This window comes from Methylotuvimicrobium sp. (genome assembly GCF_050611805.1).
In the GTDB taxonomy this organism is placed as follows: domain Bacteria; phylum Pseudomonadota; class Gammaproteobacteria; order Methylococcales; family Methylomonadaceae; genus Methylotuvimicrobium.
Genome location: NZ_JBNGHF010000006.1, coordinates 88,670 through 111,680, shown reverse-complemented (window position 1 = coordinate 111,680; position 23,011 = coordinate 88,670). Strand labels below are relative to the sequence as shown.

Sequence of the window (23,011 nt, the reverse complement as noted above, 5' to 3'; positions counted from 1 at the left end):
AGAGTCATGACAACCCATCTTGCTATTGATGATAATTTAATAAATGAAGCGCTCAAGCTAGGACATTTTAAAACCAAGGAAGATACTGTTGTGACGGCATTGAAAGAATTTATTAATCGACGTAAACAGATGGAGATTGTTGACTTATTTGGTCAATTCGACCCTGATCAAGATTACGATTATAAGCAGGGACGACGTTCTTGAAAGTATTGGTCGACACCTGTATCTGGTCGCACGCATTACGCTCTAAAAAGCCTGAGTTTGAAGCTCAGGCAAAAGCGCTAGCGGCTTTAATTGCCGATCAGCGTGTTTTGATCATGGGAGCTATCCGGCAGGAAGTACTGTCTGGTTATAGTGATCCGACCAAGTTTGAGACATTAAAAACCAAGCTCAATTATTTCGATAATACGCCCGTGCTGGATGAGGATTATGTGGTTGCTGCCAAGTTTTATAACCAATGCCGTCAAAATGGCATTCAAGGTTCGCACATTGATTTGCTGATCTGTGCGGTTGCGGTGCGCTTGGATTGTCCGATATTTACTACCGATAAGGATTTTGGCTTTTACCAACAACACTTGCCAATCAAGCTGTTTTCCACTGAAACGCCATTGTTTCAATAAATGATTACTCGTCATTCATCACGCGAAAACCTACTACAAGAAAGCTTTTTAAACCAAAGGCTGCAAAATGCACAAAGTTATGACCGCATTGCCGGTTACTTTAGATCCAGTATTTTTGAAGTAGCAGGTGAAGCGTTAGACACGGTTACCGGTACCATTCGTGTTGTTTGCAATTCTGACTTGAACCCCGACGATGTCCTTACCGCCAAAGTGGCTCAACAAGCGCTGCGTAAGTCTTGGTGCGCAGGCTCACCGGAGTTGTTACCGGAAGCTAATCGAGGCCGATTTTTCAAGCTATACGAGTATTTAATTTCGGGCAAATTACAAGTCAGGGTTTTGCCCGATGCGACCTTCGGTTTGATCCATGGCAAGGCCGGTGTAATCACGTTAAGTGATGGCTCTAAAACCTGTTTTCTGGGCAGCATCAACGAGTCGTTGACCGCATGGAAGCTGAATTATGAATTGCTTTGGGAAGATAATTCTATCGACGCAATTAATTGGGTACAGCGCGAATTCGATACCTTGTGGAATCACTACCACGCCGTCCCGCTAAGCGATTTTGTGATTGCGGATATTAAGCGCATCGCTGAGCGTGAAACAGTCAGCTCTACGCAATGGCAAGAGAAGCCTGCGCCTGAACAGGCTATCATAGAAACCCCGGTTTACCGCAAAGAGCTGGGCTTATGGCCACATCAAAAATTTTTTGTGCAACGCGCATTTGCCGATCATCAAAATGGTGGGGCTCGGTATATATTGGCCGATCAGGTTGGTTTAGGTAAAACTGTTCAATTAGCGCTTGCCGGGATGTTAATGGCAATGACCGGTACCAAACCGGTTTTAGTATTAGCTCCCAAACCTCTATTGTGGCAATGGCAGGATGAATTGCTAGAATTATTGGAAATACCTTCGGCAATATGGACCGGAAAAAACTGGGTTGATGAACAAGGTATTGTTTGGCCTTCAACAGGCCCGGAAAGCATTACCAAATGCCCGCGCAAGTTGGGTATCGTTTCGCAAGGCTTAATAACATCTGGGTCCAGTATCGCGGATTTACTATTGAGCATTCAATATGAATGCGTCATTGTCGATGAGGCGCATCGTTCGCGTCGCCGAAAGGTGAACGATAAGTCGGTCGAAGAAAAGGCGGAACCGAACAATTTAATGGCGTTCCTACTGAAAATGGGTTTTAGAACCAAAAGCTTGTTGCTGGCAACAGCAACTCCCGTACAGTTGCACCCCATCGAGGCTTTCGATTTATTAACTGTGCTAGCCCAAGGTAATGACCAAGTTTTAGGTGATGCCTGGAGCCCGTGGCGTAATGCAGAAAACACCGTGCCATTAGTTATGGGAGAAACTGAATTCCAAAATTCTGAAGCTTTGGCTTGGGAATGGATACGTAATCCCCTACCCAATGAGCGTGAACATGCCAGTTTCAGATTATTGCGCCGTCGGTTAAATTTAAGGCCGAGCGATTATATTGCACCGTCTGAAGCCTATAACCAACTATCAGGGCCAGATAAGACACAAATAAGACGAGTCCTGGGTAACTATGGACGAGAGTTCAACCCATTTATTTTGCACATTATTCGCCGTACACGGGCATATCTAGAAAGCACAATAGATACGACAACTGGCGAGCCCTATCTACAACCCGTGAAAGTAAAGTTGTTTGGCGAACGCCCTCATGAATCCATTGTTTTGCCGTTGTATTTTCAGCGAGCTTACACTTTAGCCGAGGAATTTTGTACTGCGCTGAGCTCACGAGTGAAAGGTGGCGGCTTTTTTAAAACCTTATTGCTAAGACGTATTGGCAGCACAATGTACGCCGGTCAAAGAACCGTTGAGAAGTTGCTGAATGAATGGAATACCGAAGCCGATGGTGAATTGATGGCTTCGGAAGATGAAGACGATACGGAAATTTTAGCGGCTGACACCATGAAAGATCTAACCGCGAATGAAATCCGGTTATTACAGCAATGTTTAACGGCTTTGCAATCAGATCGTGAAAATGACCCAAAATATCAAAGCGTGGTTGACTATTTGTTTGATAAAGGCTGGCTGGAGTTGGGCTGCATCATCTTCTCGCAATACTATGATTCGGTCTGGTGGTTAGCCAACCAGTTGTCGGAGCATCATATTCCTGATGAGCAGATTGCTATTTATGCGGGTAGTAACCGATCCGGTCTATTAATCAATGGCCAATTCAAACGCATGCCACGTGATGAAATCAAGCGCATGGTGCGTACTGGTGCATTGCGCTTGGTTCTCGGTACCGATGCTGCTAGCGAGGGCCTTAACCTGCAAAGGTTAGGCACCTTAATCAATCTTGACTTACCCTGGAACCCAACGCGTTTAGAACAGCGTAAAGGCCGTATTCAGCGTATTGGTCAGCTTCGAGAGGAGGTGCTTCTCTATAACATGCGTTACCGAGGGTCTGTAGAAGACCGGGTACATGAGTTGCTTTCAGAGCGCTTAGAAGATATTTTTGAGCTATTCGGTCAGGTGCCAGACATTCTGGAAGATGCTTGGGTTGATATCGCCATGGGGGATGAGCAGGAAGCAAAACGAAAGATACGCAGCATTCCTCAGCGCCATCCATTTGATGAGCGTTATAGTCAGGTAGCAGACATTGATTGGGATAGTTGTAGCAAAGTTTTGGAATCTGGAGATCGCCGCAAAATGTTGATTGGGGGATGGTGAGGTTAAATACAGAGCGTACTGCTTAAGTATTTTTAATTGGTAACCACAGAATTCGTAAAAAAATCGTACGCTAAGGCTCTTCAGATATAAGCAGCGGTCTAAATTGCCCAGCATTTAATCTTAAAGTATTCGGCGTCACAATATTTCCTGATGGCAAAGCTAAACGGCGCCCCTATATCTCGGCAAAAAGTACAAAGCCGACGCCGCCACCGCCACCTTCAAACGCCCCGCCACTTCCTCGACCGTACTACCCAGATCGGCCAACATCGTTTTTCCCGCTTGAACACCCTTCTCGGTCAACGCTGGCGGTCGCCCGCGGCCTCCAATCCAGGTGAACGTAGGGATTTGTGCGAAAATGGCAATAGCAGATAGACTCATGTGATCCTGGCTCGAAGGTACGCAAACTACTCATAAAGCGGACATTAAATATCCGGTCCCCGGGAAGAAGTAACCACCTCAAAATTTATTCTTGTTCGCAAATAGCGATGTTTTGTTTGCAAATAGCGATTATTTCTAATATGCTTCTCCCCACGTTGGAAAAGGGAGCCCGTCACCAGTTAATTGAGTGGGTCTAACCTGCTCGCGGAGACCCAGTCTCTACCTTTTGCGCCGCTCATGCTGCCGGGTCAAGCTAAATCGATCCATCTAGCCCAAGTGTGCGTTCACGTCGTGTGGTGACACCACGACGTGAAAACAGGGGTTTATTGCCAGTCACTCCCGACGTTCCTCTGGTAACGGTGACCCAACACTCATTCCGGGTGTTGTTAACTAGAGGAAATATGCTATGAAAATAGACTTTTTTAACGTTGTCTGGCAATCGCTTAAGGAGCGGAAACCTGAGAAGAAGGACCGCAGCAAAACTTGGACACTGCTCAAGTGGTTATTAAGGGTTAGTGTTTTTGTTTGGAAGATACTGAAGTTTTTCTTTGACGAGGGTGACACTGCTTAGGCGGTCCCCTGATTTTTTATCAGAGGTTATTATGATCAATCGAGCATTAAAAACTATTCGCCAGTTTCATGGTTTGACTCAGGCGGAGTTGGCTTTAAAGCTGGATATGTCGAAATCTTATCTTAGTGAAATTGAGTCAGGTAAAAAATCGGTTGGATACGATTTGCTAGAAAAATACTCTGAACTTTTCGATGTGCCTGTATCATCATTGGTATTCTTCTCGGAAAATCTTGAAAATTCAGACGCCATCCCAGAGAAATTTAGAAGCGTTGTAGCTGACAAAATTTTAAAAATTATGGAATGGGTTGTGGTACGAAATGAAGCGAAAACGACGTAAGCCAAAAATCATAACTAAGAAAAAATCGTACCCTTTACAAGACTCCGTCTTCTACAAACTATCCAGCAAAAAGCGTTTAGCTAATCTATTGTCGTCCACTTCTCAAGAACTGAAATCTCTCACGGGTATGGACAATTATCGTTGCTTCACTCAAACAAAGAACGGAAAGCCAAGGCTAATCCAAGAGCCACTACCCAAGCTAGATAAAATTCACTCCAGAGTTGCGAGCTTATTGTGTCGAATCGAGACTATTGACGGATTGCATTCTGGGAAAAAAGGAAGATCAAATATTTCCAATGCGCTTGCCCACATTGGTCTGGGTAAGAAGGTAATTACCGCCGATATTAAGAGCTTTTTCCCTACCACGACTAGGCTAAGCGTATTTGATTTCTTTTATAACACCATGCAATGTGCTCCTGATATTGCAGACCTGTTATCTAAGGTTCTTACCTATGATGAACACGTTCCAACAGGAAGTCGAGTCAGTATGCCGCTTGCATATTTTGCAAACAAAAAAATGTTTGACGAGATCGAGTCTGCTGCTAATGAATGTGGGGCTACGATGACCATTTACGTTGACGATTTAACATTTTCCGGTGTCATGCTCCAGAAAAGTTTTGCTGGTCAGCTAGAAGTAATAGCCAAAAAGTATGGGCATAAAATACATCCGTCAAAGACACGTTTTTATGGCGCCAATGAAGTCAAACTAATTACAGGTACAGCCATAAAGGGAAACGAGATTGCTCCCAGAAATAAACACCTAAAACAGTTACGAGGCGAGCTGTCTGAATGGTTAGAGAGTCCCAACAAAGATAAAAAGCTCACCAATTGTGTTTTGGGGCGAATGACATATATTGGGAGCATAGACTCCCGATACAAAGACAAAGCCAGAAGCTTTAGAAAAACGCATTCAAATAATCGATGAATTTCTGCTAAGTCTTGGGTTGTGAATGTCCTCTTTTTGCCGATCCAAGGATTCTAAAATCTGGCTGGGTTTGCATCGAACTTAGTGGCAATTTTTCGAATGGAATGCCCGATAGCTTTGAAGCCAGAACCAAGTGGCTGATTTTTTCCAAATTCTACGCCCTCACTCATACATCAACACTCTCAATAGACCTTGATCTAAAGATAGAGTCACAACCCCGCTCAAAACCCTATCAATAGACCTTTATTTGCATTATGATAGACGCTCTATCACAGTATCTAAAATTCTATTGAGAGAAATATGATTATCGGTTACGCCAGAACGTCGACAACTGAACAAATTGCAGGGCTTGAAGCACAACTTCGAGAACTCGAAGCGGCTCAGTGCAAAAAAATCTTCCAGGAACAGGTTTCCTCGGTTTCCGTCCGGGCTCAGTTAGAAGCGGCCTTGGAGTTTACCCGGGAAGGCGATGTCTTGGTTGTGACAAAGCTGGACCGGTTAGCTCGATCGGTTGCGGATCTCATGGCCATTATTCAGACGCTGGAAAAAAAGCAGGCCGGCCTGCGCATTCTTAACCTGGGCATGGATACGCAGACGCCCACCGGCAAGCTGATGCTCACCGTCTTGGGCGGTGTCGCTCAATTCGAGCGGGAAATCATGTTGGAGAGGCAGCGGGAAGGCGTCGCCAAGGCAAAAGCCGCCGGCAAGTATAAAGGCCGAAAGCCCTTGGCCGCTGAACTCCGCCAGGAAGTCATTGAACTCGCGGCCAATGGCGTAACAAAAACGCAGATTGCCCGGCAGCTTAACATCGGCGAGGCCAGTGTTTACCGGATTTTAGCTGCCAACAAAAAGGACTAAATAGGAGGACCGTAAGGATTCCTTCGTAAATGAGTAACATCCTAATCAGGTATGCTTCATTTTAATAGAATGCAGACCGATGTTTTACACATTCTAAAGGAAGGGAACGGCCAAAAGAAGACTTTGATACTTTGATCCCGAGTGACGGCAACGGACTATGTAGCGACCTTTAAATTTTTTCTCTGCTTTACTCCTAAACGCTATTTACATGGTGTCGCCGTATAGCAGTAGCCAAATTTTAGCCCGTTAGGTCTATTGCCGATGGCTTATTTTCCAGTCAAGCATCTTGCGTATGGATGCTGTACGGATTCCCCCCTGAACGGCTTTGGCTCCTTTAATCTACTCTGTGCGAAGTTCTTTGATAGCCGAAGAAATGACGCGACCTGAAGAGCGTATCAGCAGCAATACCAAACCGATCGCCACCACAATGTCGGGCCAACCGGAACCAGTCAACCAAACGGCGCCCGCTGCGACGAAAACCGATAGATTGGCCGCAATGTCGTTACGCGAGCACTCCCAGACCGAACTCATATTGACATCTTCGTGACGATGCCGCCAAAGTAGGTAAAGACACAGACCGTTGGCAATCAAACCGAGTAGACTGAAGCTTCCCATCACTTCGAAGATAGGCATCGTCGGAACATAGAACTGGTAACCAATCTGGGCGATGACGGTGACCGAAGCCAGCCCAATGAGCGCACCCTTGAACAAGGCGACCTTGGCCTTGACGGTAGCATCCTTCGTCACCGCATAAAGGCTTAGGGCATAGGTCAACGCATCGCCCAGATTGTCGAGGCTGTCCGCCAACAGGGATGTCGACTTGCCGTACACCGCGGCGCCGGCGATGACGAAGAACATCGCCGCATTGATGGCAAGGACGATTTGCAAGGTGCCGCGCTGACGTTCGCGCATGCGGTCTAAAGAACAATGATTATCGCAACAACCGGCCATGGATTTCTCGCTAATAATTTAACAGATAGGTTTGAACTCTCGGTAAAACGACCTTTATTACTTACGGGGCGTTATGTAATTTTACGTATTTTCCAAACGTTTGAAATTGGCTAAACAGCATTGGCCCGAAGGATTTCTGATTTCACAGGCGCATTCGCCGGATTGGGTTCGTTGAATGACGAAGTTTTTGATCGACTCTCCCTGACTAGTCGTAATCGCAGATAAGTACTCTTCCGCATCGATATCGAAACAATAACATAGCTTGCCATTTTGAATCGCCTGGAAGGTTCTTAGTTGTTGTTTGAGAATAATGTCGCCCGCGATGGAAAAGTAGGCAATCGGGCATTGTATCGATGGACAGAAATAATAGTTATCGGGTGCTATCAGTTGATTTTCCGGGAATCGGACCTGATGGTAAAGCGTCGCCATGCCGACTTTTATGCATGTTGAACCACACTCGGGACAAGCTTGTTTTGTTTTTACAGAGGTTTTCGAACAACAATCGGACATGGATAGATAGTTACTTGCGACAGTTATTGACGGACAATGCGCGCGGTCGCTGGATAACCGGCATCGCTGCTTGCCTTGATTAAAGCCTGAAGATCGGTTTGCCGAGGATCGAAACCGACTTCCGCCGTTTTCGAATCGAAGTCGATTGTGACGCGTTGTACGCCTTCGACGTTCTGCAAGGCCTTTTTGATGGTGAACCTGCACAGCGGGCAAGTCATGTTATGGATGTCCAGCGTCACCACTTGCGTAGCGTTTTGATGTTCAAAGGCTATGCCGGCATGAAGGATAGGCACGAACAGAACGAGTAATGACATACTCAACATCAACCAACAGGTTTTCATCGTCATAGTGATTTATCTCAGAACAATAATAATGGTGCAAACCAAGGAAACGCCAGCAGCAATAGAATCAGGGTGGAGCCGATCCAAAAAATGATACGTTGTCGACGCCGAACATCGGAATGACCGCAGACATGGGCCTCATTACAGCGAGAAGGGAGCCAATAGAGCCGCCGAAAACCTAGGATGATAAAAGCCAATGCCAGGGTGACAAAGAAAGGGCGAGTCGATTCCAATGACGTCAGCGTGCTCATCCAGGCGCCGCCAATACCCAAAGAGACCAGCAAAAGCGGGCCGACACAACAGGCCGAAGCACCGATCGCGGCCAATCCGGCACCTATGCCCAGCCAAACGGAATGTTTATTGGACTTTTCAGGATTTGTTTGCATGGAGACTCATCCTAACTGAACGTTGGCCGGCAGTCTAAACCCTGTTCTCAAGAACAGGGTCAAGCGGGAAGCGATCTTTTCTAATCGGGACTTACCGTATCGTCATCGTTAAACGCGTCAAGAATGGCGCATTGCTCCTTTGCACTTGTCTGGCGACAGCTATCGACCAGCTTTTCCAGTGTCTGCTTGAGCGTCATCAACGCGTTGATTTGTTGGTCGATTTGCCGACATTTTTGCTCGGCGAGCTGTCGTACATCGGCACACTGTTTGCCATCGAGCGACAGCAGAGCAGCAATTTCTTTTAACGTAAAACCGGCCTGCTGGGCTCGTTTGATAAACCGAATCTTGGAAACCGCCCCGGCCTGATAATGGCGATAGCCATTGAGCGGCTTCTCTGGTTCGTCTAACAACCCGATACGTTGATAGTGACGAATGGTTTCTATCGTGACGCCGCTTTGCTTGGCCAGTTTACCGATGGTCAGTTTCATTCGCTTTTTATGAAATCTCTGATTGTGATAATCAATCGTTGCGCAGCCGTTAAGAATAACAAAGATTCAGTCGCGGTTGTTGGATAAATCGGCGATAGTCGATTCGAAACAGCTTCATCTTATCGGAATTTCCAACTCTTCCAATAAGAATAAAGTGCCGGAAAAACGATTAACGCGACGATCAGCGTCGACACGATTCCGCCCACCATCGGTGCCGCGATGCGTTTCATCACGTCAGCGCCGGTTCCCGTCTGCCAAAGAATAGGCGTCAGGCCGATCAGAGTGGTGATACCCGTCATCAGTTTCGGGCGAATGCGGCGGGCAGCGCCTTCAACGATCGCTTCGGTAAGATCCTGCTGTGTTTGCAAGCGGTTTTCTGTTGAGCGCTTTCGATAGCTCATGTCCAGATACAGCGTCATCAGCACGCCCATTTCGGCTGCAAGCCCAGCCAGCGCGATCATGCCTACCCACACCGCGACGCTTAAATTGTAATCGAGCCAATACAACAGCCAGACGGCGCCGATCAGCGAAAACGGAATCGTCAGCATGATAATCAAGGACTCGCCGATGGAGCCGTGGTTTAAGAACAACATCAGAAACACGATCGCCAGCGTCAACGGCACTAGCATGCTTAATTCGGCCTTGGCCTGCTCGAAATACTTGTATTGCCCGGCCCATTCCAAGCGGACGCCTGGCGGCAACGCAACTTCGTCCTGAACGACTTGTTTCGCCAAGTCCACGTAATCGGCAATGCCGGTGTCTTTAACATCGACCAACACAAAAGAAACCATAAAACCGTCTTCGTTACGCAGCATCGGCGGTCCGCTGATAAATTCGAGGCTGGCTAACTGGCTGATAGGGACTTGCGCGCCGCCGGGCGTCGGCACCAACACCCGGCTCAAGGCTTCCGGGTTGTCGCGAAACTCGCGGGCATAGCGTAGATTAATCGCATAGCGTTCGCGCCCTTCTATAGTGCGAGACACCGTTTGTCCGCCTACTGCGGCCGTCAGCACCTGTTCCACGTCATCCACCGTCAGGCCGTAACGGGAAATTTTGTCGCGGTCGATGACGAAATCGATGAAATTGCCACCGGTCAGGCGTTCGCTAAATGCGCTCCGGGTAAAGGGCTGGGTGCGCTTATCCTGTTGTAAGGCCTGCTCAATAGCCAGCGAGGTGCTTTCTATCGTTTTCAGATCGTCGCCGAACACCTTGATGCCCAGATTGGATCGAATGCCGGTGGCCAGCATCTCAGTGCGGGTCTGGATCGGCATCCACCAGATATTGGGCATGCCCGGAAAGCGCAGGGTCTTGTCCATTTCGGCGATCAGATCGTCCCAACTCAGGCCGGCACGCCACTCGGCTTTAGGCTTTAACGTGACGACGGCTTCCACCATCGATAACGGGGCCGGATCGGTCGGACTGGTGGAGCGACCGATCTTGCCGAACACTCGTTCCACTTCCGGAAATGCCTTCAATTGCCGGTCCATCGCTTGTAGCACCTTGCCTGCTTCGGTGATCGACATGCCCGGCAACGTGGTGGGCATGTAGAGTAGGCTGCCTTCGTTCAGCGGCGGCATGAACTCGTTGCCGAGCTTAAAAAACACCGGTAACGAACCAAGCAGCGACAGTAGTGCAATGCCGACCACCCAGCCGCGAAAGCGAAGCACCCAACGGACCACCGGTATGTACACGGACACGATTTTTTGCGACAAGCGGTTTTGCTCTCCGTGCAGTTTGCCGCGAATCAAATGCACCGCCAAGGCCGGAATCAGTGTGACAGCCAGCAAAGCGGCAAAACCCATCGCATAGGTTTTGGTGTAGGCCAATGGCTTGAACAAGCGGCCTTCCGTCCCGTGCAGCGCAAACACCGGCAAAAACGAGACCGTGATGATCAACAACGCGAAGAAGATGCTGGGGCCGACCTCCTGCATGGCCTGGATGATGATGCTGCGCCGTTCCGAGTCGCCTATGTTTTCCCGGTTTTCCAGACGTTTATGAATATTTTCGATGATCGTGATTGCCGCATCGACCATTGCGCCGATGGCCACAGCGATGCCGCCCAAGGACATGATGTCCGCGGTCAGATGCTGTGCCGACATCGGTATGAAAGCCAGCAAAATGGCGACGGGCAAGGTTAGAATCGCGATCAGCGACGAACGGAAATGCCATAAAAAGCCAACGATAACCAGCGAAACCACCAGCATTTCTTCGAACAAGGTATGCTTCAACGTGGCGATCGCACGTTCGATCAAGTCCGAGCGATCGTAGACCGTGACGATTTCGACGCCCGGTGGCAAGGAGCGTTTGATGTTGGCAAGGCGTTGTTTGACCCGATCGATGACGTCCAGCGCATCTTCTCCGTAGCGCATGATGACGATGCCGCCGACCGTTTCGCCGTGGCCGTCCAGTTCCGCCAAACCTCGGCGCATGGCCGGTCCCAAGCTCACCTTCGCGACCTGGCCGATGGTGATCGGCGCACCGGCCGGATTGGCCACCAAGGCGATGCGTTCGATATCGGCGATGCCGTGGATATAACCTCGGCCACGGATAAAATGTTCGTGGCCTGCGATTTCAAGCACCCTGCCGCCGACATCGTTGTTGGAGCGGCGGATGGCACTGGCCACCTGGTTCAGGCTAATGCCATAGCCGGCTAATTTGTCGGGATCGACCGTGACTTGGTATTCCTTCTCGAAACCGCCGATAGCCGCCACTTCCGCCACGCCTTCGACCGACTCCAGCCAATAGCGCAGCTTGAAGTCTTGCAGGCTACGCAGTTCGGCTAGGTCATTTTGCCCGGAGTAATCGACCAGCGCATATTGGTACACCCAGCCCACGCCGGTGGCATCCGGGCCCATGGTCGGCTGCGTACCGTCGGGTAATTGCGTTGACACGGCATCCAGGTATTCGCCGACCCGGGAACGCGCCCAGTAAATATCCGTGTCTTCCTCGAAGATCACATAAACAAAACTTTGCCCCATGAAGCTTTGGCCACGCACCAAACGCACGTTGGGCGCCGCCAACAGCGCCGTGGTCAGCGGATAGGTGATCTGATCTTCGACCAAATCGGGGCTACGTCCGGGCCAGTCGGTGTAGATAATGACCTGGGCATCGGACAAGTCGGGAATGGCGTCCAGCGGTGTGGCGAGCAGTGACCTATAACCCCAGAAAGCGCAGATCGACACGATCAGCAGGGTCACCAGGGCATTGTTGGCGCAATAGGCGATCAGTCGCTGAATCAGGCCCGGATGATGGTTATGCGTTTCGTCTACCATTGTTCCAATCCCGATTTAAGTTTGCTTTCCGATGCGATCAGGAAATTACCGGAGGTGACGATCTCATCGCCCTCAACCAACCCTTCCAGCACCTCAATGTAATCGGCATTGCGCAGCCCGGTCTTGATTTTTTTAGGCAGCAAGCGGCCTTCGCCCAAATCGACAAATACCACCCGCTTTTCGCCGGCATAGATCACCGCCTGTTCCGGAACCAGCAAACGCTTGCCTAGGTCGATTTGAAGATTCATGCGGGCATAGCGGTCGGGACGCAGCTCACCGTCCGAATTCGGCAACGTCATGCGCACCCGCGCGCTACGGCTTACATGATCCAGGCTCGGTTCGATGAAATCGATAGTGCCGCAAAAACGCCTATCCGGTTGATCCTCCAGCACGACTTCGGCGCGCATGCCGGGCTTGAGCCACGGCAAGTCGGATTCGTAAACCTGAGCGTCCACCCAAACCTTGGATAAATCGGCTATGCGTAACAGCGGCATGCCGGCCTTGACGGCGGAACCGGCCACGATATGTTTTTCGACCAGGGTGCCGCTGACGGGGGACGCTATCGTCAAATATTCCAAGGCCTTACCGCGACGGGCCATGTCTTGAATCTGAGCCGGCGCGATGCCCCACAGCGTCATGCGGCGCCGCGCCGCGTCGGCCAGATTGCCTAAACGCTCGTCGCTTCGTCGCAAACTATCGAGGTATTCTTCCTGGGTAGCGACCAATTGCGGATTGTAGACGGTCAACAAGGCTTGGCCTTTTTTCACCACCTTGCCGACATAATCCGCATTAAGCTCACCGATCCAGCCGTCGAACTTGAGACTGATGTCGGTTAGGCGGGTTTCGTCATAGACGATTTGCGCCGGCGAGCGGATAGTTTTAATAAGCTGACGGTATCCGACTCGGCCGGTGGTCACGCCGATTAGTTGCCGACGGTGCGCATCGATCGTGAAAGTGCCTGGTTGTTGCGGAACGGCCTGACCGGAGACGACTTGTCTCGGCTGATGGTCGCTGGCCGTGGAGGACGTCAACTCGACACCTTTTCGGCCGGTGCTCATATCGAAGGTCAGCTGCGCACTGCCTTTGGCTTCGGATCGAATGGACAGCGTCAACGGCCAGTAGCCAGCCATCGGCAGTTCATAATGACCGCGATAATGGCCGGGACTGTCCATTTTCATTTCGATCGGCACCGGCATGGCCGGCATGGAGCCCATTGCCGGCATCTCCGACACGGCCTTGATGCGGGCATCGGAAACGGGCTGCAAGTCTTTGTCTCGGATAAACAAGCTAATTGTGTTTTTGCCTACTTTAGGTTTTTCAGGGATCAGCGTGACATCTATGCCGAAAGGTCCAGCCCAATGGCTGGGCGCATTGTTGGATTTTGGTACGGTATCGCCGGTTGAATGATGGCCAGTCAACGTCATCGCACTGAATACCGCCAGCAAAACGGCAACGCCTATAAAAACAACTTTTTGCCTGGTGTTCATAGCGCTGCCCCCTGCGTTAGTTGTATGGCTGAAAAAGGCGATACGCTGCCGACCGCCTGCTCCAGTTCAGCCAGATGGCGGTGCATATCCGCCAATGCCCGTTCGCTCTTTAATTGGATTTGAATCAGATTTTTCTCGCTGCTGAGCAAGGTCAGAAAATCGCCGTCACCGCTTCGATAATTGATCATTGCCGTTTTTAGGGTTTCGTCCGCCAACGGTAACAATTTGTCTTGATATAACTGATAGACATGCAGGCTTTCAACGGTCAGCTCGTAAGCAATCTGCACTTGTTCTCTGATCTTTGCTATGCGGTCGACACGACTCCATTCCTGTTGTTTTAGACGGGCCCGCGCTTCATCTTCAGCTGCCTGGCGTTTGTCTTGGTCCAATGGCAGATTGACTTCGACACCGACGATGAAGCGTTGCTCATCTTGCCGCCAAAAGTTGTTGTAACCCGCCGAAACCTTAAAATCGGGATAAAAGTCCTTTTCGGCTAAATCGCCACGTGTTTTGGACCCTTGGATGCGAGCAGCCAGTTCTTTCAATTCCGGTCGCGATTGCAAGGCAATTTCTTGTAATGCCGCCGGTTTGGGCAGGGATAGTGCAGTGCTTAGTTTGGCTGGAGGCTGCAAAGGGGTTTCCGGCAGGCGGTTCAGTAACGTATTCAGGCGAGCCAGCAACGTTCGCCTTTCCCGCTCCAATGCGATTTTTTGGTGGTCGAGCAAGGCAATTTCGACCTCGGCCTGCAATGCATCCTGCTTGCTGGCGAGGCCTGTTGCGTAGTGATTGAGAGCGATGCCGTGAAATTCGTTTAATAAGCGTCGGTTGATTTCATTTACATTGAGCGCTTGATGAATGTAATACCAATCCGCAAACAATGTCTTCGCGGTCGCCATGAGCAGCAAGCGCAACGTGCCGACGTTTTCTTTGGCCGCCTCGGCGTCGAAAGCCGCCGCCTCAGCCCGTAGTCGCCTTTTTCCGGGCCAGGGTAGTTTTTGCGAAATAATTGTATTCTGCGAAAAACCGCTTTGCTGACTGTCTATCGTCAGCGGTGCAAAGCTGTGCGAAACCATTGGATCATCCAAGGCCGATGCTTGCACTGTCATACTATTTGCGGCTTGCCATATTGCCTGGACAATTTCCAATTGCGGATTTGCGGCCAGAATATCGGCGACCAATTTGATGGATGATAGGGTTTCTTGAGCTTCGTTGTCAGACGAAGCATCATTACTGAAAATGGTTGGCTCATTAGAAGGAAGGACGGCATGGGGCACGTCGGCTAAGCCGATTGTCGCCCAAGTGAAGATCACAGCCAATAATTGCCATCGGCAGTCATAAAAGCATAATTTCATGAATATTCTCTAAATGAAAATCATCACAGGTGTAAACAAGCGCATTCCCGGGTGACAGGAGGCTTGTTACGTTCATACACCAAAGCTAGGTGCTTGGATTTTTATCAGTAGAGACCGGCTTATAACCGTATGCGAAGAGTACGCAGATAGACTGGCCTGTTACCGCTTATCGGCAACGGTTCGTGCGGAAAGATTGCAAGGATGGGCTGGGCTGGCAGGAGAGTATTCGTTTCCTGGAATCCAACAAGCGGTGGGGGTTGCGGGCTATCCAGCAATAAGGTTAGCGTTTCAACCGTGCTAGAAGCGTGTGTCATGGCCACATCGGTCAATGAGTCCTGGCTGATTTCACAACACTGGCTTTGAGTTGAATTTGCCTGCATCGCGCAACCCTTGGTCATTGGACACGCGTCGGGCATAGCTTCATCGCAACAACACACCATTTTCGGTTTGCCATGCATGAATTCGCAGGCAAACAACAACTGGGTATGGGACAGCAAGGTTGCACCGAGAAAGATGCAACAAAGTAAGCGCTGTAATATTAAGTTGCGGAAAATAACCATGCCGTAATTGTAGTTGAATGATCTAGGCGTTCAAAGTTTATTAAGACAAAAAGCGTTAAAAATTGTCACTTTTCATTTACCGATATCTTAATTATGTTTGCTGATCTAGGGGTCAGCTCACGAAACGGAAAAAATCGTACGCTAAGCGTAGCATGTCCGATCCAGACGGACGACTGTCCGTTGTTCCGAGGAGTCTATCGAAAGAGCTTGCGTGGTATCCACCACAGATAGAACACCATTCCGAAGAGTTCGACCAGAGACTGTAAGACAATTACCACTGCCGCCACTTCCCAGCCATCCGGCAAAGAAAACGCAAAAGGAAGGACGACAAACGAATTGCGGGTGCCCAGGCTGAATGCCAGTGTTCGCCCTTGATCGGTCGGCAGCGCCATCAATCTCGCCAGCCCTTTGGCGATCAGAGCGGCCAACACCAGAAATGCCACGAACAACGGTACGACGACTGGGAAAAGACTCAGTGCATTCCGCACCGCACTGATTTGCACTCCGGCGATCAGGAAGACGACTAGAGCCAATAGTGGCACCGGCCACCAGGCCAACCGCTCACGCAGCTTTTCCCGTGTCGGTTGAGCCTCAAACCAGCGCTCCGATACGGCTGCTGCGATCATCGGCACGATGACAACGAGCAGCGCGGGCCATATTTCGGTGAAGCTAAGGGGTGCGGCCAGTTTGGTGTCGAGCATGAGCCATAGGTAGACTGGCAGAAGCAGGAGTTCCAACAGCAGGTTAAGTGGCGTCACTGCGATGGCTCGAGGCACGTTCCCTGCGCCCAGTTGACTGAAGGTAATGAACCAGTCGGTGCAGGGCACCAACAATACCAACAGTACGCCAAGACGCACAACCGGGTCGACAGGTAGCCATTGCAGAAGTGTCCAACTCAGCAGAGGCAAGGCAATGAAATTGCCGGCCAGTATCGCGGCAACAAATCGCCGGTCGCGAAAAGCTTCACGCAGATGGAGCAACGGCACTTGTACAAAGGTTGTATATAGTAGAAGCACCAACGCCGGCCATAGCAGTTTTTCAAAGAGGTGGGTAACGTCGGGCCAGGTGCTGCCCACCAGCAAGCCGCCGATGATAGTTGACAGATAAATCCAAACCTGTCGACGTTCGAGGGTTAGACGATCCAAGGATGCGCTCCAGTTGGTTAGTGATATCGAGCATCGAGGGCCGATACGCCTGAACTGTCATTTTAAGGCATACCCAAATTTGACAAAATAGAATATAGTGCGGAATCCGGTGAACAGATTTTTTGAAGATCACTTGACCGACTATTTTATGTCAGCCATTTGAAATTTGGCATAGACCGAACTGTTGCTCTGAGAAAAATAACGGTTTCTCAATTAAGAAACATTGGTTTAGCATCTTTTGGTTTTAGTAATCTGAGTCCATTGGCCACCACCAATAAAGAGGCCCCCATATCCGCTGCAATGGCTTGCCATAATGTAGCGACTCCGGCGAAGGCTAATATTGCAAAAGCAGCTTTCAGCGACAGTGCAAAAACAATATTTTGCCGGATAATTCGCAACGTTCTTTTTGAATGCTTGATTAGCCAGGGTAATTTGGATAGATCATCACCCATCAAGGCAATATCCGCTGTTTCTATGGCCGCATCCGAGCCCATCACGCCCATGGCAATGCCCAGGCTGGCTCTGGCCAATGCCGGGGCGTCATTGATACCATCGCCGATCATGGCGACATTTCCGTATTGCTCGACCAATTGACTGACTTTTTTCACTTTGTCCGCAGGCAGTAATTCCGCGTGAACTTCATTCAGTCCGATTTGCCGGGCGATATTTTCAGCCGTGACCTGATTATCGCCGGTCAGCATCGCTAGATGTTTTATGCCGCAATGTTTCAGGGATTGTAAAATCGATTGGATGTGAGGCCGCGGTTGATCAGAGACGGCAATGAGACCACAGACATGTTGATCATTGCCGATGGCGATCACGGTTTGCCCGGTCTTTTCCAATGTCTTTGCCTGTTCACTGATTTCCTCAGTTTCCTGCCCGCGTTCCAACAGATAACGCCTGGAACCCAGCCAGAAATCCGTGTCGTTAAATAAACCCGTTACCCCTTTACCCGGCAAAACGCTTACATTATCCGCATTGGCGATTTGAATGCCCTGGCTTTCGCTATAGTTTAAAATGGCTTTGGCGAGTGGATGGTTGCTGCGCGACTCTAAGGCAGCGGCTCGGCTGAGCAGTTCTTCCTGGGTATGATGATTGAAAGGATAAAGCCCTGTCACGACAGGATCTCCAAGCGTCAACGTGCCGGTTTTATCAAAAGCAATGGCGTTAAGGTGTGCCGGGGCTTCGATGTAAATCCCGCCTTTTACCAGGATACCCTGTCTGGCGGCACAAGCTAATGCGGCAACGATACTGACCGGAGTGGAAATGACCAGCGCGCAAGGGCAGGCAATCACCAATAACACCAGCGCTTTGTACAGCCACAGCTGCCAAATTCCCGAAAAAAATAAAACCGGAATCGCAAAAACAGCTAAGGCCAATAGCATCACAATAGGGGTGTAAATACGGGCAAACTTCTCTACCCATTGTTCGGCTCTGGCACGTTTGCTATGGGCTTCGTCAACCATCCGAATAATATGCGCCAGCGTGGTGTCGGAAGCGATTTTGCCCGCTTTGACTTCTAACACGGCTTCGCCGTTGATACTGCCGGCGAACACTTCATCACCGCTTTGTTTGCTGACAGGGACGCTCTCACCCGTAATCGGCGCCTGATTGACGGAACCCATACCGGCTACCACTTCACCGTCCAGTGGAATTTTATCGCCGGATTTAACAATAAATGTTGTACCGACCGTAACGCTTGCCGCCGGTATCTGACGCTCCTGCCCATTCATATCCTTGATGGTGACATCGGAAGGCGCTAAATCCAGCAAGGCTTCTACGGCTTGTCGGGCGCGGCCGATACTCCAGCTTTCAATGGCTAAAGATAAAGAAAATAAAAAACTGACCGCTGCCGCTTCAAACCATTCATTAATGAACATGGCGCCAATAATGGCGACCAGCATCAATAAGTTCATATCGGCACGGAGCCGTTTTAACGCATAAAAGGCTTTTACAATCACATGACGAACGCCAAAAATAATAGCCAGACCATAAGCTGCCTTTTCGGGGAACGGCATGGTTTGTGAACTATGGGCATATAACAGGCTTTTAAGATATAAGGCCAAGTCCTGCCAGGAATAAGTCCAAGTCTCAGGGACTAGCCATAATTGTTGAATATCGCTAAAACCACCGGCAATGACAACATGCATCAATATCCCTATAACAATGCACAAACCACTGACGGTTGCGTAAAAGGTCTGTGATCGTTGCCGTTGCTTGACATCGGTTGCCGTTTGTCCCGGTTTCCAGCGTGTGGCTTTCATTCCGGTTGCAGCAACCGCCTTGACGATAGCCTTTTCTGGCACCCGTTTAGTATCGCTAAGAATCGTCATCCGGCCATTAATCACATCAAAAGCCAAGTTGTCTGCGCCACCCACTAAAGGGCCGATTTCTGATTTTAAAATCGTCACTTCCTCAACACAGTCGAGTCCTTCAATTTTGAAGATCATGCCATGAGTAGGCAGTGATGCGGGCGGTTGATTCTCGGTTGGCTCGTTATGACAACAGGGTGTTTCCGATTGATTCGACGTACTCATAATGCTAAGACCTCAATAAGATTAAATCGCCATTTCACCGGTATCACCCGTACTAATCCGAACCGCATCCAGTACGGGGAGTAGATAAATTTTTCCATCGCCCCTGAGACCCGTATGCGCACTTTCCTGTATCGCGGCAATGACCTGTTCGACTAGATCGTCACAACAGGCTATTTCCAGTTTTAAGCGGGAAACCAAGCCATATGTTTCTTCATCAAAGATAGCATCTGAAGTTTCTTTACGACTACGTCCACAGCCTTGCATTTTTAGCACGCTGATTCCTGTTAGTCCTTCGATTTTATGTAATGCCAGCATGACATTCTCAAGTTTATGGGGTTTTATATAGGCAATCACTTGTTTCATAATACTTACTCATAGTTTACTGATTTAAAAATGGATGATTGCCCGAATCAAACAGTATCCAGATTCGGGCAATATTGACTATTTTGCTTGCCTGCCTTCTGTTACAAACCATTTATACAATGCCGGTATAACTAACAAGGTCAGTAATGTTGAAGTCACAAGCCCGCCAACCACAACGGTGGCTAAAGGTTTTTGCACCTCAGAGCCTGTGCCGGATGCCAGCAATAACGGAATGAGTCCCAATGCCGTGGTGACAGCCGTCATTAACACCGGCCTGACTCTCAAACACGCCCCCTGAACAGACGCTTCATCAATCGCCACGCCATCCCGGATCAATTGGTTCAGATAAGTCACCAGCACCATGCCGTTTTCCAGGGCAATGCCGAACAGCGCGATAAACCCGACCGATGCAGGAACGGAAAGATTTTGTCCACTGATCCACAAGGCAATCACACCGCCGACTAATGCCAATGGAATATTCAATAAGATCAGGGCGGCGTTTTTAACCGAGCCAAAACTACTGTATAGCAGCAGTGAAATAAATACTAAAGTCACCGGAATCACAATGGCCAGACGTTTATTCGCTTCCTGCTGCAACCGGAACTGTCCTCCCCAGGTGGTATAATAACCGGGAGGCAGTTTTATTTGACTATCAATTACTTGCTGTGCCTCTTCAACAAAAGACACAATATCCCGATCAATGACATTCGCTTGAATGCTGATAAAACGCTGGTTGTTTTCCCGGGTGATTTGTCTCGGCCCTACAATTTCTTCAATACTGGCAATTTGAGCTAATGGGACTTTGATTCCATCCGGCCCACTGATCAGTAAATTACGAATTGCTTCGATATTATCCCTATCTTGCTTTTGGTAACGCACCAGAATATCAAAGCGCCGAATACCCTCAAATACTTGTCCTGCCGTCGTGCCACCAATTGCACTTTTAATGACGTCTTGAACATCAATTAAATTAAGACCATAGCGGGCAATGGCTTGGCGATCCGGCGTAATCACTAATTGAGGCGTGCCGGAGACCTGGTCCACCTGCACATCGGCGGCGCCCTCAACCTTTCTGACAACGGCAGCGATTTCATCCGCTTTGCTTTTTAGTTGCTGCAAGTCATCGCCAAAGAGTTTAACGGCCAGCTCCGCCTTGACGCCTTCCATTAGCTCATCCACAGTCATTTCAATCGGTTGAGTTAAATTCGCGGTGATACCCGGTAAATCAGCCACTATTTTCCGAATGTCCTTTTCGATAAGTCCTTGATTTCCTGGCTCTCGCCATTCATCCTTGCTTTTAAGAATAAGATACATTTCCGCTGAATTGATCGGGTCGGCATGGGCGCCGACTTCGCCCCGTCCAATTCGGCTGGTGACTTCAATCACCTCAGGAATTTTCAATAAGCGTCTTTCCACAATCAATGCATTTCGTTTACTTTCATTAATGGAGATTGACGGCGCCATGGTCAAACGAACAACGATGGTGCCTTCCTGCAACTTTGGCGTGAATTCAGAACCCAGAAAAGGAAATACCGCCATCCCCAGTAACAAAAGCCCGCCAGACAGGAGGGTCGCAACTTTACGATGGTTGACGAAGTATTCAACCAAAGGGCGATAAGGTTTCAGCAAGGCATTGAGGATGCGCTCATCCAGGCTGATTTTGCCATCAGCCTGTACGGATGCGCGTCTCATAAATACATCGGATAAAACCGGTGCGATAAAAAGCGCATACACCAATGAACCCAACATCGCCAATGCCACGGTATAGGCTAACGGCCTAAAGGTTTTGCCTTCCACCCCTTCTAAGGTAAATAGTGGTAAAAACACGATGATAATAATGGCAATGGCAAACAAAATCGGCTTTCCCACTTCGCGGCAGGCTCTACCGACAACGTGTAAACGTGACTCATCGTGATTGGATTCTCTTAATAGACGGTCTACATTTTCGACCATCACAATGGTGCCATCGACCATCATGCCAATAGCAATCGCCAGCCCGCCTAATGACATTAAATTAGCCGACATACCCAGTAAGCCCATGCCGATAAAGGCAAACATCACCGAAAAAGGAATGGACAGGGCAACGACCAGGCTGGGGCGAAAACCGCCCATAAACACCAGTAATACCAGTGCCACCAGAATAATGCCTTGCACCAACGCACTGCTGACCGTGTTGACGGCCCCTTCAACAATATCCTTTTGTTGATAATAAGGCACAATACTGACGCCTTCCGGTAAGGTTTTATTGATGTCTTGAATTTTTTGCTCAACCCGTTCAATCACCGTGGAGGCATTGGTGCCATACAATTTAATGGCCATGCCGGCAACCACTTCACCCTCGCCATTTCGGGTCTGTAGTCCACGCCGGATCGCGCCGCCAATTTTTATCTCAGCCAGTTCCGATAAATAGACGGGGCGGCCATCCACGGTTTTAACCACAATATTTTCAATATCCGTAATGCCTTTAGCCAAGCCCACGGAACGAATGATGAACTGTTCGTTGTTTTTTTCCAGGTATTGCGCGCCGACATTAAGATTATTGGAACGGACACGTTGAATCAGTTCATCCATTGAAATGTCGTAGCGCAGCAAAGCATCTGGCTTTACCACGACATGAAATTGTTTTTCAAAACCGCCGATGCCCAGAACCTCGGTCACGCCCCGTACTGTTTGCAGATTGAATTTAACGATCCAGTCCTGCATGGTGCGCAATTCCTCCAGTGAATACTTGTGCGACTCATCCTTGAGATAATAAAAAAGCACCAATCCCATACCGGTTGAGATCGGTCCCATCGCCGGTTCGCCGAAACTGGCCGGAATCTGGTCACGCGCTTCCTGCAAGCGTTCGCCGACCACTTGCCGGGCAAAATAAATGTCTATATCGTCCTGAAAATAAATACTGACTACCGACAAGCCGAAATTGGACAACGAACGAATCTTTTCTATACCGGGTAACCCGGTCATCGCCGCTTCAACCGGATAGGTCACGTACATTTCAATTTCTTCAGGCGCCAGTCCTTCAGTTATGGTGAATACTTGCACCAGATTGGGTGAGACATCCGGAAAAGCATCGACCGGCAACTTTTGGTAACTGCGATAGCCCGCTGCGATGACCAGAATGCCAAGCACAAGCATCAACAGGCGGCTGCGTAAAGATAAATTAATTATTTGATTGATCATAAATTCTCCATAATAGGATGAGCTGACGATAGGAAGCGCACCTGTGATGT

At 49.3% G+C, this 23,011-nt stretch carries 17 protein-coding genes and 1 pseudogene; 6 read left to right on the top strand and 12 right to left on the bottom strand.

Going from position 1 to position 23,011, the window contains the following annotated elements; all coding sequences use genetic code 11:
• Window positions 1-6 precede the first annotated feature (6 nt).
• From ACRJJO_RS05075 to ACRJJO_RS05065, 3 genes are read left to right on the top strand one after another with little or no spacing between them, the layout of a single operon-like run.
• Window positions 7-204 carry a type II toxin-antitoxin system VapB family antitoxin gene (locus ACRJJO_RS05075; RefSeq protein WP_431064810.1) on the top strand — a complete coding sequence of 66 codons (198 nt, stop codon included), beginning with the start codon at window positions 7-9 and terminating at the stop codon, window positions 202-204.
• Window positions 201-620 carry a type II toxin-antitoxin system VapC family toxin gene (vapC, locus tag ACRJJO_RS05070; RefSeq protein WP_431064809.1) on the top strand — a complete coding sequence of 140 codons (420 nt, stop codon included), beginning with the start codon at window positions 201-203 and terminating at the stop codon, window positions 618-620. The genes ACRJJO_RS05075 and vapC overlap by 4 nt, the downstream gene beginning before the upstream one ends.
• A complete protein-coding gene (locus ACRJJO_RS05065; RefSeq protein ID WP_431064808.1) occupies window positions 621-3,320 on the top strand; it encodes a phospholipase D-like domain-containing anti-phage protein in 2,700 nt (899 codons plus the stop codon).
• 159 nt (window positions 3,321-3,479) lie between these two features.
• Here the strand turns inward: ACRJJO_RS05065 and ACRJJO_RS05060 are convergent, their stop codons facing one another.
• Window positions 3,480-3,698 carry a hypothetical protein gene (locus ACRJJO_RS05060; RefSeq protein WP_431064807.1) on the bottom strand — a complete coding sequence of 73 codons (219 nt, stop codon included), beginning with the start codon at window positions 3,696-3,698 and terminating at the stop codon, window positions 3,480-3,482.
• 602 nt (window positions 3,699-4,300) lie between these two features.
• Here ACRJJO_RS05060 and ACRJJO_RS05055 point away from each other — a divergent pair.
• From ACRJJO_RS05055 to ACRJJO_RS05045, 3 genes are all read left to right on the top strand, one after another.
• The gene (locus tag ACRJJO_RS05055; RefSeq protein WP_431064806.1) at window positions 4,301-4,606 is read left to right on the top strand and encodes a helix-turn-helix domain-containing protein; all 306 of its coding nucleotides are present in this window, start codon (window positions 4,301-4,303) and stop codon (window positions 4,604-4,606) included.
• Window positions 4,607-4,733: 127 nt separating this feature from the next.
• A complete protein-coding gene (locus tag ACRJJO_RS05050; protein WP_431064805.1) occupies window positions 4,734-5,531 on the top strand; it encodes a reverse transcriptase family protein in 798 nt (265 codons plus the stop codon).
• A gap of 300 nt (window positions 5,532-5,831) precedes the next feature.
• Window positions 5,832-6,389 (top strand): recombinase family protein, encoded by a 558-nt coding sequence (locus ACRJJO_RS05045; protein ID WP_431064804.1) that lies wholly within the window; start codon window positions 5,832-5,834, stop codon window positions 6,387-6,389.
• Between the two features lie 339 nt (window positions 6,390-6,728).
• Here the strand turns inward: ACRJJO_RS05045 and ACRJJO_RS05040 are convergent, their stop codons facing one another.
• From ACRJJO_RS05040 to ACRJJO_RS04990, 11 genes and pseudogenes are all read right to left on the bottom strand, one after another.
• Window positions 6,729-7,340: a cation transporter gene (locus ACRJJO_RS05040; protein ID WP_431064803.1), complete on the bottom strand. Its 612-nt coding sequence runs from the start codon at window positions 7,338-7,340 to the stop codon at window positions 6,729-6,731.
• Between the two features lie 81 nt (window positions 7,341-7,421).
• Window positions 7,422-7,850 carry a putative iron-sulfur cluster-binding metallochaperone gene (locus ACRJJO_RS05035; protein ID WP_404361552.1) on the bottom strand — a complete coding sequence of 143 codons (429 nt, stop codon included), beginning with the start codon at window positions 7,848-7,850 and terminating at the stop codon, window positions 7,422-7,424.
• A gap of 23 nt (window positions 7,851-7,873) precedes the next feature.
• A pseudogene (locus tag ACRJJO_RS05030) lies at window positions 7,874-8,577 on the bottom strand (mercuric transporter MerT family protein).
• Between the two features lie 80 nt (window positions 8,578-8,657).
• The gene (locus tag ACRJJO_RS05025) at window positions 8,658-9,065 is read right to left on the bottom strand and encodes a MerR family DNA-binding protein (RefSeq protein ID WP_431064802.1); all 408 of its coding nucleotides are present in this window, start codon (window positions 9,063-9,065) and stop codon (window positions 8,658-8,660) included.
• Window positions 9,066-9,184: 119 nt separating this feature from the next.
• Window positions 9,185-12,337 carry an efflux RND transporter permease subunit gene (locus ACRJJO_RS05020; protein WP_431064801.1) on the bottom strand — a complete coding sequence of 1,051 codons (3,153 nt, stop codon included), beginning with the start codon at window positions 12,335-12,337 and terminating at the stop codon, window positions 9,185-9,187.
• Entirely contained in the window at window positions 12,331-13,824 is a 1,494-nt protein-coding gene (locus ACRJJO_RS05015) for an efflux RND transporter periplasmic adaptor subunit (protein ID WP_431064800.1), read from the bottom strand. The genes ACRJJO_RS05020 and ACRJJO_RS05015 overlap by 7 nt, the downstream gene beginning before the upstream one ends.
• Window positions 13,821-15,176 carry a TolC family protein gene (locus tag ACRJJO_RS05010; RefSeq protein WP_431064799.1) on the bottom strand — a complete coding sequence of 452 codons (1,356 nt, stop codon included), beginning with the start codon at window positions 15,174-15,176 and terminating at the stop codon, window positions 13,821-13,823. The genes ACRJJO_RS05015 and ACRJJO_RS05010 overlap by 4 nt, the downstream gene beginning before the upstream one ends.
• Window positions 15,177-15,930: 754 nt before the next feature.
• Window positions 15,931-16,881: an arsenic resistance protein gene (locus tag ACRJJO_RS05005; protein ID WP_036293968.1), complete on the bottom strand. Its 951-nt coding sequence runs from the start codon at window positions 16,879-16,881 to the stop codon at window positions 15,931-15,933.
• Between the two features lie 209 nt (window positions 16,882-17,090).
• Window positions 17,091-19,418, bottom strand: a complete 2,328-nt coding sequence (locus tag ACRJJO_RS05000) for a heavy metal translocating P-type ATPase (RefSeq protein WP_431064798.1) — start codon at window positions 19,416-19,418, stop codon at window positions 17,091-17,093.
• 21 nt (window positions 19,419-19,439) lie between these two features.
• Window positions 19,440-19,781, bottom strand: a complete 342-nt coding sequence (locus ACRJJO_RS04995; protein WP_431064797.1) for a P-II family nitrogen regulator — start codon at window positions 19,779-19,781, stop codon at window positions 19,440-19,442.
• Between the two features lie 78 nt (window positions 19,782-19,859).
• Entirely contained in the window at window positions 19,860-22,961 is a 3,102-nt protein-coding gene (locus ACRJJO_RS04990) for an efflux RND transporter permease subunit (protein ID WP_431064796.1), read from the bottom strand.
• Window positions 22,962-23,011 lie beyond the last annotated feature (50 nt).